Source organism: Aquabacterium sp., from assembly GCF_050725395.1.
In the GTDB taxonomy this organism is placed as follows: Bacteria; Pseudomonadota; Gammaproteobacteria; order Burkholderiales; family Burkholderiaceae_C; genus Aquabacterium.
Map to the genome: position 1 here is coordinate 46,857 of NZ_JBOHHL010000011.1, position 16,367 is coordinate 63,223.

Below are 16,367 nucleotides of genomic sequence, written 5' to 3' on the forward strand. Positions count from 1 at the left end.
AGAGCACCGCACCGGCGTACCCCATTCATCACACCGCGCTCAGATCCTAGGGGGCGTTGGGTGATGAATCGCTGTACCGCATTCAGCGGTGCAGTGCTCTTTGCAACTTGATCAAGGAGATCCGTATGGCAACTGCGAAAAAAGCGGCAGCAAAGAAAGCTGCTCCGGCCAAGAAGGCCGCTGTGAAGAAGGCCGCTCCGGCCAAGAAAGTCGCTGTGAAGAAGGCAGCGCCGGCTAAAAAGGCCGCCGTGAAGAAGGCCGCTCCTGCCAAGAAGGCAGCAGTGAAGAAGGCAGCACCGGCCAAAAAAGCCGCTGTGAAGAAGGCCGCTCCTGCCAAGAAGGCAGCAGCCAAGAAGGCCCCCGCCAAGAAGGCAGCACCGGCCAAAAAGGCCGCTGTGAAGAAGGCAGCTCCCGCCAAGAAGGCAGCCCCCGCTGCCAAGAAGCCAGCAGCCAAGAAGGCCGCTGCCAAGAAGCCTGCCCCTGCCAAGCCTGCCCCTGCGGCCAAGAAGCCCGCTTCGGCCAAGCCCGCCGCGAAGACCACGTTGAGCCCCCAAGCCGCGTGGCCCTTCCCGACAGGCAACAAGCCCTGAGTTCAGCCGCAAGGTTGAACCGGCGGATGGCACCAGCCCCCGCCTTCCAAACCCGGCTTCGGCCGGGTTTTTCTTTGCCTGAACGACCGACATGGCGCCAAGAAGCAACGCTGAATCGCCCACCACACGCCCAACCTGGCCTTGCCTGCGCCTGGAAGGCCAAGGCGAACGCCGGCGCATCGTCATCGACCTCAGCGCCTCACCCTTGCCGCCGAGTCACATCGAACTGCTGAGGGGACCGCCAGTCGACGAAAACAGTGGTCGTTGAACACCGATCCGGACAAAGTGCACCATTGGATCGAAGATTTGATCGACTCTGGCCAGCTCCCTGCACCAACATCGTGAAACAACTTCGACCCCCTTGAATGCGGGGTTCCTCATATCAGGGTTATTGCTCGAATCCCAGGCAACCCCTATAACCGAGCCTGCATTAACTGGCCCATGGCGGTGCATCGGCATCACCATGATTCCAAGAATTCAAGAACAGGAGTATTCAATGAAACTTAAATCAGTCGTTGCCGCCAGCATGATGGCACTGGCCCTCGGAGCCCAAGCCAGCACCTGGGACCTTTCCCTGGCCGATTTCAACACCCAGGCCACCTTTGACAAGCCCGTGACGTTCTCCGGCCCTTCGGCCATCACGTACGACTTCACGTTCTCGGGCTCGCCCAGCATCTTGCTGTCGCTGAGCTTGAGCGAACTCAAGTTGGGCTCCATCAAGGACATCGATTTCACCTCGATCAAGGTCGTCGACTCCACCAACACCGTGGTGAGCAGCTGGACGCCCGCCGCGCTGGCCACCTTCACGCTCGATTCCCTGCCCATCACCTCGTCGTTCTCGCTGGTGCTCGAAGGCAGCGTGCTCAAGGCCGGTCACTACGACCTGTCCGTGACCGCCGCGGCCGTGCCGGAACCCGAAACGTATGCCCTGCTTTTGGCAGGTGTGGGCGTGGTGGGCTTCACGGCCGCGCGCCGTCGTCGCAGCAACTGATGCTTTCCAGCCAACGCCAACGCGTTGGCATGCGGACTTTTCCAGGCCAAGCCTCTCAGGCTTGGCCTTTTGCTTTTGAGCTTTGAACAAGGTATTGGCGGCCAACACCCCTGCCTTGCCTTAAGCTACACGGTTTGACGAAAGTACCTCGCAAAGCGAGCATCCCATGGCCCAGTACGTTTTCACCATGAACCGCGTCGGGAAGATCGTTCCCCCGAAGCGCCAGATCCTCAAAGACATCACCCTGAGCTTTTTCCCGGGCGCCAAGATCGGCGTGCTGGGCGTGAACGGCTCGGGCAAGTCCACCTTCCTCAAGATCATGGCGGGCGTGGACAAGGACATCGAAGGGGAAGCCGTTCCGATGCCCGGCATCAAGATCGGCTACCTGCCCCAGGAACCGGTGATGAACGCCGAACAGACCGTTCGCGAAGCCGTTGAAGAAGGCATTGGTGGCGTCCTGGCGGCCAAGAAGCGCCTGGACGAGGTGTACGCGGCCTACGCCGAAGAAAACGCCGATTTCGACGCTCTGGCCGCCGAGCAGGGCGAGCTGGAAGCCATCATTGCCGCTGGCGGCTCCGAGAACACCGACCTGCAGCTCGAACTGGCCGCCGACGCTTTGCGCCTGCCCGCCTGGGATGCCGTGATCGGCCAGTTGTCCGGCGGGGAAAAGCGCCGCGTGGCCCTGTGCCGCCTGCTGCTGTCCAAGCCCGACATGCTGCTGCTCGACGAACCCACCAACCACTTGGACGCCGAATCCGTGGACTGGCTGGAACAATTCCTCAGCCGCTTTTCCGGCACCGTGGTGGCCATCACCCACGATCGCTACTTCCTGGACAACGCCGCCGAGTGGATCCTTGAACTCGACCGTGGCGCAGGCCACCCCTACAAGGGCAATTACTCCGACTGGCTGGACCAGAAGGGCAAGCGCCTGGAAGCCGAACAGAAGAGCGAAGACGCCCGCGCCAAGGCCCTGAAGCAGGAACTGGAATGGGTTCGCAAGAACACCAAGGGCCGCCAAGCCAAGAGCAAGGCGCGCCTGGCCCGCTTCGAGGAACTGAGCGACGTCGACTACCAAAAGCGCAACGAGACCAACGAAATCTTCATCCCCGTGGCCGAGCGCCTGGGCAATGAGGTGATCGAGTTCACCGGCGTTTCCAAGAGCTTCGGCGACCGCCTGCTGATCGACAACCTCAGCTTCAAGATCCCCGCTGGCGCCATCGTCGGCATCATCGGCCCGAACGGCGCCGGCAAGTCGACCCTGTTCCGCATGATCCAGGGCGTCGAGCAACCCGACAGCGGCACGGTCAGCATCGGCAAGACCGCGCAACTGGCTTTCGTCGACCAGAGCCGCGAAGGCCTTGCCGCCGACAACACCGTCTGGCAGGACGTCTCCGGCGGCCTGGACAACATCGTCGTGGGCAAGTTCGTGATGCCGTCGCGCGCCTATTTGGGCCGCTTCAACTTCAAGGGCAACGACCAGCAAAAGCTGGTGGGCAACCTGTCGGGCGGTGAACGTGGCCGTCTGCACCTGGCCAAGACCCTGGCCCAGGGCGGCAACGTCCTGATGCTCGACGAACCCTCCAATGACCTGGACGTCGAAACCTTGCGCGCGCTGGAAGACGCGCTGCTGGAGTTCGCGGGCAGCGCGATGATCATCTCCCACGATCGCTGGTTCCTCGACCGCATCTGCACGCACATCCTTGCGTGCGAAGGCGATTCGCAGTGGTTCTTCTTCGATGGCAACTACCAGGAGTACGAAGCCGACAAGAAAAAGCGACTGGGTGAAGAAGGCGCGCGCCCCAAGCGTGTGCGTTTCAAGCCGATCCGCTGAGCTCCGTTTCACCCCCATCACAAACCCGCGACAAGCGGGTTTGTTTTTTGGCGCGTTTCACGCCGGGCAGGGGTCATCCCTAGGGTTTCCAATCTCGGCGCATGGAGCTTGGGGGCTAGAATTTCGTGGATTATTGGCGCGCATTCGCGCCCCTGAAAAAACACCCTCCTGGAGACCCCTTCAATGATTCCTCGGATGACCCGAATCCTCACCGCCTCCGTGGTGGCTCTTTCCACCTTGACCATGAGCGGATGTGCCTTGCTGGAGTCGGCCACCAGTGGTGTCACGCTGAATATCCTGGAAGAAGGCTTCACGCCGCCAGCGCTGAAAAACGGCGACGTCGACATGGGTTGCACCTTCGCCACCGCCAACGGCCCGCTGGTGGGCGCTGCCCGCAATTTCTACGGCGATCCATCGCTGATGGAAACCGTGCTGCTGCAAGCCTCCGCCGTGTGCTCCGACGCCCGGGCGATCGAAGAGGAACTCCGCTACATCCGCGCCTCCCGCGAGAAACGCTCCGATGAAGCCCAGGATGCACGCATTGCCCAGAAGCGCCTGATGGCCGTGTCCGCGCACCGCCAAGTGGGCTCATTCGACCGCATGCGCGTCAAGCTCGAGCAAAAGTACTTCTTCAAGTACGGCAGCACCTGTCCCAAGTTCAAGCGCGACTTTGACGAGATGGTGTACCTGCTGGGCTCCATTTCCGGCCTGCAAGCCGTTCAGAGCGACATGGGTGCACAGCAATCCGTGGGCGTGTCCCTGGACATCCCGCCCCAGGTCGAATTCGCCATGACCTGCCTGGACAACAAGAAGTGGTGGGGCGCTCCGCAGGCCCTGCGTGCGGCGATCTGGAGCATCGTTCCTGGCGGCAGCGAAGGCAAGGACATCAAGGGCACTTTTGAAGCCAACATGGCCATTGGCGAGAAGGCCGGCGTTCGCCTGCCCCACGTGATGGCCGCCCTGGCCGCCCAATCGGCCGACGACACCGCGGCCGTGCGTGCCGCCATCAAGCGTTTCGCCACCGTCGAAAACTTCAAGGTCAGCAGCGACTACCGCTTGGTGGACGCCATCGCCGAAGCCCAGATGGTGATCATCTCCGACCGCATGTGGACCCAGAACACGGGCACCCGCACGCCCATCAACAGCCTGGGCAAGTTCTGGGATGACAAGGGCGAGAAGGCCATCGACGCCGACAGCTTCCTCAAGTAAAGGCGTTTAACGCCTTTGATTTACTAGGGAAATCCTTCCCCCGCGGGCGGGGGGCGGGGTTTACCTGGAGGAACATTTAGGCGGCTATAGTTACAAAACTAACGATCACGCCCACGGCCGTGGTCAGATTCGATGCACTGAAAAACAAGTGTTGTTGGCGCCGAACTCACCATCGGCGCACGTTTTTTCTGGTACCTAGGAGACTTCATGAAGATGGTCATGACCATGAGCAAGATCGGCGCCGCCGCCATTGTGGCGTTGAGCGCATCATCAGCAGCGCAGGCCGCGCAGCGCATTTGCGTGTACGACTTGTTGGGTGCCTCGGGTGACCTCTTCAACATGGCCAAGGACTATGTGATCGCCGCTCAAAGGCACGGCGTCTCGATTGAACTGAAGGGTTACACCGACGAACGCGTCGCGACCGAAGACTTCCGCACCGGCCAATGCGACGGCGTGATTGCCACGGCTTTCCGCACCCGTCAGTTCAACCCGGTGGCCGGCGCCATCGACTCGCTGGGTGCCACGACCATCGTCAAGGACGGCAAGATCGACATGGCGGCCAGCTATGAGGTGGTCCGCCGCATCGTGCAAACCTATTCCGACCCCAAGGCCGCCAAGCTGATGGTCGATGGCAACTACGAAGTCGGCGGCGTGGTGCCCCTGGGTGCGGCCTACCCGGTCGTCAATGATCGCAAGATCAACACCGTGGAAGCCTTGGCCGGCAAGCGCATCGCCTCGTTCGACTACGACAAGGCCCAGGCCGTCATGATCCAGAAGATCGGCGCCCAACCCGTGTCGGCCGACATCATGAATTTCTCGTCGAAGTTCAACAATGGTTCGGTGGACTTCATCGCGGCGCCCACGCTGGCCTACAAACCGCTTGAACTGCACAAGGGCATCGGCAAGAACGGCGCGATGGTGCGTTTCCCGATCCTGATCCTGACCTACCAGGTCATCCTGAACAGGACCAAGTTTCCCGAAGGCTTCGGCGACAAGTCCCGCGACTACTGGCTGACGCAATTCGACCGTGCCTTGCAACTGGTCAAGCAGTCCGACGCCAGCATCCCGCCGTCCACCTGGATGGACCTCAGTTCCGAGAATGCCTACAAGTACACCCTGATGCTCCGCGAATCGCGCATCGACATCGCGCAAAAAGGCCTGTACGACAAGCGTGGCCTGAAGATCATCAAGCGCATCCGCTGCAGCGTGAATCCGGCCGATCCGGAATGCGCCACCAAATCAGAAGAGGATTGGAAATAAGCGTTCAGGCCGCATGACGGCCTGACCATCCAGCTACACCCGGGGGCCCACAGCCCCCTTTTTCCTAATGGTGGACGCATTTTGCTGCGCTGCACCAACCGAGCGATCATGATCACTTCTAATTCTCGACAAATCCTGGGCCGTTCCCCGCTGGAATGGTTCTCCAGCCTGCCGGTTTTTGCACTCCTGTTGCTGACCCTGATCATTGGTACCGGTGAAATGGTGCACGGGCAGTTGCTGCGCTTGGGTGAGTCCATGTTTGGAGACCCTTCCGCCCAGGTGCAGTACTTCATGCTGCGCGCCGAACCCAGCAAGCCCAGCTGCGATGCCAACCAGGACATCGAGGTCGAGCTCAAGAAGCAATCCGAGGTCAAGCCCAAGGGCGACGACGACATCGACAACCTGTTCGGCGACCAAGCACCCAGCGATCCGACCGTGGCACGCCGCTCGATGGAGCAAGCCATTGCCATCTGCAAGGCCAAGCACGACCTGTACAACCGCGTGAAGGAACACCAGACGCCGCAGGTCAAGCTGTACCGCACGATCGAGACCAGCTTCTTCGGCCTGTTCCAGGTGGGCACCGACAACCGTCCGCTGATCCTGCTGCTGATGGTGGCCATCGCCGCCATCACGACCACGCTGGGCTTCCACCACATCGGCATCCGTCCTGGGCACTACAGCCGGGACTACCTCCTCCAGTCGATCACCCAGTCCATCGCGGCTGGCCTGCTGCTGTACTCGTGCATCAGCTACTACCAGATCCTGAACAACTCGGGGGTGCCGATCGAGCATGCCTTGCTGCACTACACCTGGATGGCCTTCGCCTCCATCATCCTGCTGATCAACCTCAAGCGGGTGGTGATGCCGGTGAAGTCTGAGCACGGCGAAGGCACCTGGGGCGGCGCGTTCCTGGCCATCCCTTTGTATGCGCACATGGGCATCTCGGCCGGCGTGTACTTCCTGCTGCACCACCACCCGGCTGGCCTGGCCATCTACATCAATCAGTTGATGGAGCTGCCCACCATCTTCCTGAACCTGGGCCTGTTCATCTGGGCCGGCATGCTGCTCAAGCAGAGCCGCATCGTCGACCTGTTCATGGACCTGCTGCGTCCGTGGCGCCTGTCGCCCCAGCTGCTGACCTACATCATCCTGCTGGCCGCCGCCGTGCCCACCGCCTACACCGGCGCCTCGGGTATTTTCGTGATCGCCGCCGGCGGCATCATCTACCACGAGGTTCGCGCTTCGGGTGGTTCGCGCCAGTTCGCGCTGGCCGCCACGGCCATGTCCGGTTCGCTGGGCGTGGTGCTGCGTCCCTGCCTGCTGGTGGTGCTGATCGCCGCGTTGAACAAGCAAGTGACGACCAACGGCCTGTACCACTGGGGCTTCTATGTCTTCCTGCTGACCTCGACGCTGTTCTTCCTGACCTCGCAGATGCTGCGCACCCAACGTGCTTCGATCGAGTCGTTCCGCGTGGCGATCCCTGCCACTTTGCGCGCCGTCATGCCCACGCTGCCCTACGTGGGCGTGGTGATCGTGGTCATCGCCCTGTACGAGTACGCGCTGGACACCAAGCTGAACGAAATCACGGCCCCCACGATCATGCCGGTGATGCTGTTGATCATCCTGATCTTCGACAAGATCATCAACCGCGGCAAGACGGAGATCACGCCCGACTACGCCAGCCACCGCCAGCCCGGCGTGGAGCGCTCCATCCGCTTCGCCACCAATGAAACCATCGGCCACATCGGTGCACTGCTGAGCCTGATGACCCTGTCGCTGGCCATGGGCGGCGTGATCGAACGTTCGGAAGTGATGAACAACTTCCCGCACGTCTTCGAGAACCATTGGACGGCCATGGCCTTCCTGGTGGTCACGAAAGTGTTCCTGGGCATGATCATGGATCCGTTCGGCGCCGTGGTGCTGGTGTCGGGCACCCTGGCCCCGATCGCCTTCGCCAACAACATCGACCCGGTCCACTTCTGGATGATGGTGCTGGTGGCCTTCGAGCTGGGTTACCTGCTGCCCCCCGTGGCCCTGAACCAGTTGCTGACCCGCCAGGTGATCGGCGAGCCCGAGGTCAAGATCGCCGACGGCGAGGTCAAGCACCTGGGCTTCTACCGCCGCTACGAGCGCTGGATCCTGCCCACGGTGGTCATGACCATCGGCCTGTCCATCGTGGCCTTCGGCCCGCTGGCGGTGGCTGACTTCCCGCAACTGGCCTTCATCAAGGAGTGGTTCCCCCACCCCACCCAATAAGCCCTGAAAGCCACTTCTCGGCGAACCCGGCCCCTGCCAACGCAAGGGCCGGGTTTTTTATTTGGTACGCTGGCCGCATGACTGTGCTTCGCCTCCGCCCCACCTGGTTCGCCGCCCGCATCGCGATGGTCCTGGCCCTGCCCCTGTCTGGGTGCAGCACCTTGCAGAATGGCCCCATCCAGTGGATTGGCTGGGCAGCCTCTACCGCGCCGCCCCCCACCGCGGCCACCCCGGCCCCAACCCCTGCACCCGGACAGGCGCCCGCCTTTGACACCGTCGTCAAGGGAGCCGAGCGCATGGATGGCCTGCTGCCTTTGTGGAAACGGCAGGACAAGGTCTGGATCGAGTTGTCGCCTGCCAACCTGAACCGGGCTTTCTTCCTGTCGCCCACGGTGGTGACGGGCATTGGCGAAGCGGGGCTGTTCGGCGGCCTGATGACCAGCCGCTCGGCCCAGGTCGGACGTCCGCAGTGGGTGGAGTTTCGCCGGGTGCAGCAGCAAGTCCAATTGCTGGCCATGAACGCCGCCTACACCGCGCAGAAGGGCACGCCGCAGGAACTGGCGGTCCAGGCCGCGTTCTCGCCCAGCCTGCTGGCCAGCGTGAGCGTGGCCAGCGCCCCCCAGGCCCAGACCGGCGCGATCCTGATCGAAGCCAACCCCTTGTGGGTGAACGACATGCTGGGACTGGGGCTGCAGTTGCAGCGGGCCTACCGGCAAAGCTATTCGCTGGACTCGCGCAATTCGGCACTGTCGGTGGCCCGCGCCCAGAGCGACCAGCTCACCTTCGACATCCTTCACCACTTCGCCACCAGCTCCATCGCATCGGGCGGCAGTGGCGGGCAGTCTCCGGGTGTTCCCACCTCGGTGCCCGACCCCCGCAGCCTTTTCATCAATGTGCGTTACAGCCTGCGGGCGCTGCCGGCCACGGCCATGAAGTCACGGGCCGCCGACCCGCGCGTGGGCTACTTCACCACCACGGTGGCCGACTTCACGCAGGACCTGGCGCGCACCCCCCGGCAGCGCTTCATCAGCCGCTGGCGCCTTGAGAAGAAAGACCCCGCCGCGGCCTTGTCCGAACCCGTGCGGCCGATCATCTACCAGTTGGAGCCCAGCATCCCGGTGGCCTACCGACCCACCATCATCGAAGGCATCCTGGCCTGGAACAAAGCCTTCGAGGCCATCGGCATCAAGGATGCGATCCAGGTCCGTGCGCCTTCACCCACCGCTGCTTCGGACGAGTCCTTCAACCAGGCCCGCGCCACCGTTCGCTGGATGACGAACAGCCAGCCCGGCTTCGGGGCCATCGGCCCCACCCATGTCGATCCGCGCACGGGCGAAATCCTGCAAGCCGACATCGCCCTGGAAAGCCTCTCGTCGCGCAGTATCCGCACCTTCCGCAGCGAGATCATGGCCATGCCCACCGCGCATTCGCCGGACGAGGCATGCGACCACGCGGCCCAGGCCGCCGAACAACTCGGCTATGGCCTGGAGTTGCTGGAGTCGGCGCCCCAAGGGCTCGACCCGGACAGCCCGGACGTGCAGGCTTTCGTGCTGGCCTATTTGAAGGACACGACCATGCACGAAGTTGGGCACACCCTGGGCCTGCGCCACAATTTCCGAGGCTCGCGCTGGCACACGGCCGAACAGCTGGCCAGCCCGGCGCTGACATTGCGCGAAGGCAACAGCGCCTCGGTGATGGACTATGCGCCGATCAACCTGCCGCTGCCGGGCCGCCCCGCACCGGCCGCCTTCCAGACGACCCTGGGACCTTACGACTACTGGGCCATCGAGTATGGCTACAAGGCCATCGATGGACCGGAGGCCCCGGCGCTGCGCCAGATCGCCGAACGCAGCGCCGACCCCGCCTGGGCGGACAAGCTGGACTTCGGCACCGACGAAGACGACTACCTGGGCCTGGACCCGCAATCCCTCACCTTCGACCTGGGCCGCGACCCCGTGGTTTTCGCCCGCCAGCGGCTGACCATCGCCAAGGACCTGATCGCACGGCAGGCACACGACAAAGTCGGCCCGCAAGACGACCCGGCCTTGCTGCGCCGGCGCGTGACCTATGCCTTGCGCGATGTGGGCCGCACTTCGCAAGTCCTGATGCGGCAAGTGGGCGGCTTGGTCACGCGGCGGGACGCGCCGGGCAGTGGCCGCGATCCGCTCGACCCCCTGCCGGCCGCCACGCAGCGCGCCGCCCTGGACCTGCTGGCGCAGACGCTGCTGTCGCCGCAAGCCTTGAGCCTGTCGCCCTCGCTGCAACGCCGCATGGTTCCAGACTACTTCGAGCGGATCGAAGGTTATGGCGCCCGGACCGATTTCTCGGTCGCCGACACCCTGCTGACCCTGCAACGCGCCGTGCTGGACACCCTGATGACCGACAGCCTGGCCGAGCGTTTGCTGGACAATATCGACAAGACCCGCGATCGCCATGACGCGCCGCTGACCGTCCAGGAACTGCACCAGCGGCTGAAAGACGCCGTGTGGGGCCTCGGCGTGAAGCCGCCCAAAGGCGACGATGCGCCATGGCGGCGCAACCTGCAGCGCGAGTACGTGAACCACCTGTCCGCCTTGGTGGTGCGCTCGTCCAGCGACCGGGCCGATGTGCGGTCCGTGGTCCGGGAACAGGCCAGGAGCCTGTTGAGCACCTTGCGCGCCAACCCCTGGGGCAGCAGCCCCGCCGACACCTCCGAAGCCCACCGCCAGGACTGCATCGAAACGCTCGCCCGCGCGCTCGACGCCTCGGTGGTCCGCACAAGCCCCTGAAGGAGGGAAGCCGGCAGGCCCGACAATGGGCGCTGCCACTCTTTGCCCACCATGGACCTGCCCACGATTTTTTCCGCCTCCGGCCCCCTGGCCCGCGCCTTCGATGGCTACCACGTGCGCCACGAACAAATCGAGATGGCGCAGGCCGTGGCGCAGGCCATCGCGGACGCCAGCACGGTGGTGCTCGAAGCCGGCACCGGCGTGGGCAAGACCGCCGCCTACCTGGTGCCCTCTCTGCTGGAAGGCGGCAAGGTCATCGTGTCGACCGGCACCAAGGCCCTGCAGGACCAGCTCTTCCACCGCGACCTGCCCGCCGTGCGCGCCGCGCTGGCGGTGCCCGTCAAGGTGGCGCTGCTCAAGGGCCGCAGCAACTACCTGTGCTGGCACCACCTGAACAACGCCAACCAGGACGCCATGCTGAGCAGCCGCCAGGAGGTGAAAGACCTGGGCCTGATCAACCGCTTCATCCACCTCAGCCCCACGGGCGACAAGGCCGAATGCCCCACGGTGCCCGAGCACGCCACCATCTGGGCCCGCGTCACCTCCACCCGCGAGAACTGCCTGGGCAGCGAGTGCCAGCATTACACCGACTGCTTCGTGATGAAGGCGCGCCGCGAGGCCCAGGACGCCGACGTCGTCGTGGTCAACCACCACCTGTTCTTCGCCGACCTGATGCTGCGCGAGGAAGGCGTGCCGGAACTGCTGCCCAACGCGCAGACCGTCATCTTCGACGAGGCACACCAGTTGCCCGACACGGCCACGCTGTTCTTCGGCGATTCGGTGTCGACCGCGCAATTGCTGGACCTGCTGCGCGACGCCCTGGCCACTGGCCAGACACAGGCCCGCGATGGCGTCAAATGGAACGACGTGCTCGCCCCGCTGGACCGCGCCACCCGCGACCTGCGCCTGTGCTTCGGGCCCCAATTGCAAAGGCTGGCCCACCCGCAACTGGGTGAGAGCCACCCGGTGCACTCGGCCCTGCTCACGCTGCGCGAAGCCTTGTCCGAGGTGCGCGAAGCCCTGGAATCGCAAGCCGACCGCAGCCCCGACCTGGCCCAGTTGCAACGCCGCGCCCACGCGCTGATGCAGCGCCTGTCGGCCTGGGGCGCGCCCGAGCGGGCCAACGAACCCGAACTGTGCTGGGTCGACGTGGGCAGCCACGGCCTGCAACTGCACCGCACACCCATCTCGGTGGCCGATGTGTTCCGGCGCCAGCGCCTGGGCCTGGCCGATGACGCTTTCGCGCCCGATGAAGGCGAGAACGCAGCGCAGTCGGATCAAGCGCAGGAGGCCCCTCGCCGCGCCTGGATCTTCACCTCGGCCACCCTGGCGGTCAAAAACGACTTCACGCATTTCACCCAAGCCCTGGGCCTGGAAGACGCCCATTGCCAGGCCTGGTCCAGCCCCTACGACTACCCCTCCCAGGCCATGCTCTATGTGCCCGAGGGCCTGCCCGCCCCCAATGCCGCGAACCACACCGAAGCCCTGGTCGAGTCCGCCCTGCCCCTGATCCGCGCCAACCGGGGCCGGGCCTTCGTGCTGTGCACGAGCCACCGCGCCGTGCAGCGCGCGGCCGATCACCTCAAGAAACTCTTCGAGGAAGGCGCCGACCCGTTCCCGGTGCTGCGCCAAGGCGATGCGCCCCGCCCCACCCTGCTGGAGGACTTCCGGCGCGCGGGCAATGCCGTGCTGGTGGGGAGCCACAGCTTCTGGGAAGGCATCGACGTCAAGGGCGATGCCCTGACCCTGGTCGTGATCGACAAGCTGCCCTTCGCCCCGCCCGATGACCCGGTGCTGGCCAAGCGCCTGGAGCTGCTGGAACGCGAAGGCGGCAACCCCTTCATGGAGCACCAGGTGCCGCAAGCCATCATCGCGCTCAAGCAGGGCGCCGGCCGCTTGATCCGCAGCGAGACCGACCGAGGCGTTCTGATGATCGGCGACGTGCGCCTGATCGAGAAACCCTATGGCCGCCGCATCTGGCAAAGCCTGCCGCCCATGAAGCGCAGCCGCCGGCAGGATGAGGTCGTGGCTTTTCTGGAAACCCTGTGATGGCCTGGCGTGCCATGTTGTCCCCCACTGGCTGGGCCGTGCTTGGGCTGGCCCTGCTGGCCGCTTGCAGCGACAAGCAAGACCACGCGGCGGGATCGGCCCAGCCGGCCCTGACCTCGCGCATGAGCTGGGCGGTGCCCGCGGGCCTGTCCGCCCCCGGTGCCTGCGCCAAAGCCCTGGTGGGCAGGCATGCCACCTTTGACGTGGGCCCGGGCCAAAAATACCCGGACCTGAACGGCGTGCCCTGGCTGTCGCTGCAGGCGGGTGATGTGGTCAACGTCCATTGGCGGCCCGAGCCCTACCGCACCAAAATCGGCCTGCGCGCGCAAGGCTCGGCGGCCGACCCGGTGGTGATCAATGGCGTGACCAACGAACAATGCCAGCGCCCCGAGATCTCCGGCCAAAACGCGCAGATCGCCGCCGACGCCATCGGCGAGCACTACTACTCGAGTGGCGGCGTCAATGCGCTCGGCACGGTCTTCATCAACCGAGGCTACGACCTGGTGGGCAACAAGGCGCGCCACATCCGCCTCCAGAATCTCAAGGTCACCGGGGCCAGTTCAAGGTACCAGTTCATCGCCGAGGACGGCCAGCCCACCGCTTACGCCAAAGGCGCGGCGGGCATCTACGCCACGGTGGTCGAGTTCCTGACGATCGAGAACTGCGAGGTGACCGACAACGACAACGGCATCTTCGTGAACACCCGAGACGAAGCCGAGGGCCTGACCAGCCGGCACGTCACCATTCGCCGCAACGTGGTGCACCTCAATGGCGTGCCCGGCAGTTTCACCGAGCACAACCTGTACGTGCAAGCCTCGCAGGCCTTGTACGAAGGCAACTACATCGGACAGCTGATGCAGGGGGCCAAGGGCTCCTCGCTCAAGGACCGCAGCAGCGGCACGGTCATCCGCTACAACCACATCGTCGCGGCAGCGCGCGCCATCGACCTGGTCGAAACCGACGGCGGCATGAAAACGGTGGGCAAGGACCCCGACTACCACCGCGCCTGGGTGATCGGCAACCTGATCGTCAGCGACATGAACAACCCCGGCACCTCGTCCGTGAAGCTCATCCACTGGGGTGGCGACATCAACCCCGAGGCCTTCCGCAACGGCATCCTCTACGCCGTCAACAACACGGTGATCTTGCGGGGCAGCAGCCGGCAGGCGCCTTATTTCAGCGTGTTCGACATGCCCACCGCGCAGCAATCGGTGCAGGCCCAGGACAACATCTTCTGGATGGACGGCTCGTCCAAACTGTTCATGGGCTACGAAAACGGCACCGTGCGACTCACCGGCCGCAACTGGATCAGCCAAGGTTGGGAGCCTGGCAAGCGCGGCGAGCATGTGCAGGTGCGCACCGAGGGCACGGTGCTGGAAGGGGAATCGCCCGGACTGGATGGTGACCATGAGCCCACGGCGGACGCCCCCGTGCTGGACCAGGGCGGCAGCCCCTTCAACACCATCCCCACGCCAGCGCATGTGCTGAACATCGCGGTGCAGCACCAATATGTGCCCATCGCGAAAACCGCCGCCCGGCCCCTGAACGGCGCGGCGCCCGACCTGGGCGCCTTCGAAGGGCACTGAGCCTCAGATTTCCAGGTTGTCGATCAGGCGAGTCTTGCCCAGCTTGGCGGCCGTCACGATCACCAGGGCTTCACGGCCCAACAGCTCTTCGGCCGAAGGTGGCAACAGATCGCGCTGACGGCGGACGCTGACGTAGTCCGGCAACCAGCCTTGCTGACGGAGCTTTTCAAGGGCATCGGCCTCGATCTTGGCCAGGCCATCGCACGGCAGGCCGCCTCGGCCCGCCCGCACCAGGTCGCGCACGCGCTGCAAGGCTTGTGACAGCTGCACGGCCTGCGCACGTTCGTCCGCGCTCAGGTAGCCATTGCGGGAAGACAAGGCCAGGCCATCATCCGCGCGCGCCGTGTCGCCACCGACGATGTCGATGGGCAAAGCCATCTGCCGCACCATGTTCCGGATGACCATGAGCTGCTGGTAGTCCTTCTTGCCGAACACCGCCGCGCGCGGCTGCACGATGTTGAAGAGCTTGGCCACCACCGTGCACACGCCCGTGAAGAAACCGGGGCGGAACTCGCCTTCGAGCAAGTTGGCCAGGGCATCGGGCGGCGTGACCTTGTAGCCTTGTGGTTCGGGGTAGAGCTCGGCCTCGTCGGGCGCGAAGACCACATCGCAACCGGCACCAGCCAGCAATTCGGCATCGCGGGCCAAGGTGCGCGGGTAACGGTCGAAATCTTCGTTCGGCCCGAACTGCAGGCGGTTGACGAAGATGCTGGCAACGACCAGGCCGCGGCCCCAGCCGCCCTGGTCGGCGATGCCGCGTGCTTGCCGGATCAAGGCCAGGTGGCCTTCGTGCAGGTTGCCCATGGTGGGCACGAACACCGGTGCGCTGGTGGCCTCGGCCACGGTGGTGCGCAACTCGGCGATGGTGTGGATGATCTTCATCGTGAATCGGGATCAATAGCCGTGGATCGCTTCGTCGGGGAAGCTGCCGTCCTTGACGCTGAGCACGAAGCGGCGGATGGCGTCTTCGATGGAGCCGCCTTCGGCCATGAAGTTGCGCACGAAGCGCGGCAACTTGCCCCGCGTGATGTGCAGCATGTCGTGCATCACCAGCACCTGGCCCGCGGTGCGTTGGCCCGCACCGATGCCGATGGTGATCATGCCGGGGTTGTCGGCCTGCACGTCGGCGGCCACATCCGAGGGCATCAGCTCCAGCACGGCCATCGCGGCACCGGCTTGCGCCAGTTCCTTGGCATGGCGGCGCAGGGTTTCGGCGCCCGCGGGGTCGCGGCCCTGGATGCGGTAACCGCCCAGTGCGTGCACGCTTTGCGGCGTCAGGCCCAGGTGGGCACACACGGGGATGCCACGCTCGGTCAGGAAGTGCACGGTCTCGGCCGTCCAGCCACCGCCCTCCAGCTTGACCATGTGGGCACCGGCCTGCATCAGCGCGACGCTGGAGCGCAGGGCCTGTTCGCGACTCTCTTGGTAGCTGCCGAAAGGCAGGTCGCTGACGATCCAGACGTTGCGGTTGCCTCGCACCACGCAGCGCGTGTGGTACGCGATTTCATCCAAGGTCACGGGCACCGTGCTCGGCTGGCCCTGCACCACCATGCCCAGCGAATCGCCGATCAGGATGCAGTCCACGCCCGCATCGTCCATGACCCGGGTCATGGACGACTCGTAGCAGGTCAGCATGGTGATTTTTTCACCCTGCGAATGCATCTCGCGCAGGCGGTGCAGGTTCATGGGCTTGCGGGCGGGCAAGGCGGCGGGGGTCACTGAACTCATATCACGCGGGTCTGGTGCCAAAGTGGCGCGATTCTAGGCCGACAAGCCCCGGCTTGCGCGGGAAATTCTGCAAGCGCCCTGCGGCCGTTGGGGCTAGCA

General features: G+C 64.5%; 12 protein-coding genes. 10 read left to right on the forward strand and 2 right to left on the reverse strand.

All coding sequences use genetic code 11. The features are described 5' to 3' along the window. Positions 1-125: 125 nt before the first annotated feature. The 10 genes from ACREB4_RS09305 to ACREB4_RS09350 all read left to right on the forward strand — a co-directional run bounded on the left by ACREB4_RS09305 (position 126) and on the right by ACREB4_RS09350 (position 14,540). Positions 126-590 (forward strand): histone H1-like DNA-binding protein, encoded by a 465-nt coding sequence (locus ACREB4_RS09305; RefSeq protein WP_431587990.1) that lies wholly within the window; start codon positions 126-128, stop codon positions 588-590. A gap of 91 nt (positions 591-681) precedes the next feature. Further along, positions 682-858, forward strand: coding sequence for a hypothetical protein (locus tag ACREB4_RS09310; RefSeq protein ID WP_431587935.1), 177 nt, complete (start codon positions 682-684; stop codon positions 856-858). Between the two features lie 228 nt (positions 859-1,086). Next, positions 1,087-1,581, forward strand: a complete 495-nt coding sequence (locus ACREB4_RS09315; RefSeq protein ID WP_431587936.1) for an FxDxF family PEP-CTERM protein — start codon at positions 1,087-1,089, stop codon at positions 1,579-1,581. Positions 1,582-1,747: 166 nt separating this feature from the next. Continuing rightward, complete coding sequence (gene ettA, locus ACREB4_RS09320; protein WP_431587937.1) at positions 1,748-3,412, forward strand: energy-dependent translational throttle protein EttA; 1,665 nt, start codon at positions 1,748-1,750, stop codon at positions 3,410-3,412. Positions 3,413-3,607: 195 nt separating this feature from the next. Then, positions 3,608-4,621, forward strand: coding sequence for a hypothetical protein (locus ACREB4_RS09325; RefSeq protein ID WP_431587938.1), 1,014 nt, complete (start codon positions 3,608-3,610; stop codon positions 4,619-4,621). A 207-nt stretch (positions 4,622-4,828) separates the two neighbouring features. Next, positions 4,829-5,881 carry a putative solute-binding protein gene (locus ACREB4_RS09330; protein WP_431587939.1) on the forward strand — a complete coding sequence of 351 codons (1,053 nt, stop codon included), beginning with the start codon at positions 4,829-4,831 and terminating at the stop codon, positions 5,879-5,881. Positions 5,882-5,989: 108 nt separating this feature from the next. Then, positions 5,990-8,137, forward strand: coding sequence for a TRAP transporter large permease subunit (locus ACREB4_RS09335; RefSeq protein WP_431587940.1), 2,148 nt, complete (start codon positions 5,990-5,992; stop codon positions 8,135-8,137). A 77-nt stretch (positions 8,138-8,214) separates the two neighbouring features. Next, on the forward strand, positions 8,215-10,905 hold the full coding sequence (locus ACREB4_RS09340) for a zinc-dependent metalloprotease (protein ID WP_431587941.1): 2,691 nt from the start codon (positions 8,215-8,217) through the stop codon (positions 10,903-10,905). A gap of 51 nt (positions 10,906-10,956) precedes the next feature. Beyond that, positions 10,957-12,954: an ATP-dependent DNA helicase gene (locus ACREB4_RS09345; protein WP_431587942.1), complete on the forward strand. Its 1,998-nt coding sequence runs from the start codon at positions 10,957-10,959 to the stop codon at positions 12,952-12,954. Between the two features lie 14 nt (positions 12,955-12,968). Beyond that, entirely contained in the window at positions 12,969-14,540 is a 1,572-nt protein-coding gene (locus ACREB4_RS09350) for a hypothetical protein (protein WP_431587943.1), read from the forward strand. Between the two features lie 3 nt (positions 14,541-14,543). Here the strand turns inward: ACREB4_RS09350 and panC are convergent, their stop codons facing one another. Next, positions 14,544-15,422 (reverse strand): pantoate--beta-alanine ligase, encoded by an 879-nt coding sequence (gene panC, locus ACREB4_RS09355; RefSeq protein ID WP_431587944.1) that lies wholly within the window; start codon positions 15,420-15,422, stop codon positions 14,544-14,546. Between the two features lie 12 nt (positions 15,423-15,434). Further along, complete coding sequence (gene panB / locus ACREB4_RS09360; protein WP_431587945.1) at positions 15,435-16,268, reverse strand: 3-methyl-2-oxobutanoate hydroxymethyltransferase; 834 nt, start codon at positions 16,266-16,268, stop codon at positions 15,435-15,437. Positions 16,269-16,367: the final 99 nt, after the last annotated feature.

Coding starts and splice junctions, on each gene's coding strand:
- panB (WP_431587945.1), bottom strand. CDS start 16,268: ATGAGTTCAGTGACCCCCGCCGCCTTGCCCGCCCGCAAGCCCATGAAC.
- ACREB4_RS09350 (WP_431587943.1), top strand. CDS start 12,969: ATGTTGTCCCCCACTGGCTGGGCCGTGCTTGGGCTGGCCCTGCTGGCC.
- ACREB4_RS09340 (WP_431587941.1), top strand. CDS start 8,215: ATGACTGTGCTTCGCCTCCGCCCCACCTGGTTCGCCGCCCGCATCGCG.
- panC (WP_431587944.1), bottom strand. CDS start 15,422: ATGAAGATCATCCACACCATCGCCGAGTTGCGCACCACCGTGGCCGAG.
- ACREB4_RS09345 (WP_431587942.1), top strand. CDS start 10,957: ATGGACCTGCCCACGATTTTTTCCGCCTCCGGCCCCCTGGCCCGCGCC.
- ACREB4_RS09315 (WP_431587936.1), top strand. CDS start 1,087: ATGAAACTTAAATCAGTCGTTGCCGCCAGCATGATGGCACTGGCCCTC.
- ACREB4_RS09310 (WP_431587935.1), top strand. CDS start 682: ATGGCGCCAAGAAGCAACGCTGAATCGCCCACCACACGCCCAACCTGG.
- ACREB4_RS09305 (WP_431587990.1), top strand. CDS start 126: ATGGCAACTGCGAAAAAAGCGGCAGCAAAGAAAGCTGCTCCGGCCAAG.
- ACREB4_RS09325 (WP_431587938.1), top strand. CDS start 3,608: ATGACCCGAATCCTCACCGCCTCCGTGGTGGCTCTTTCCACCTTGACC.
- ACREB4_RS09335 (WP_431587940.1), top strand. CDS start 5,990: ATGATCACTTCTAATTCTCGACAAATCCTGGGCCGTTCCCCGCTGGAA.
- ACREB4_RS09330 (WP_431587939.1), top strand. CDS start 4,829: ATGAAGATGGTCATGACCATGAGCAAGATCGGCGCCGCCGCCATTGTG.
- ettA (WP_431587937.1), top strand. CDS start 1,748: ATGGCCCAGTACGTTTTCACCATGAACCGCGTCGGGAAGATCGTTCCC.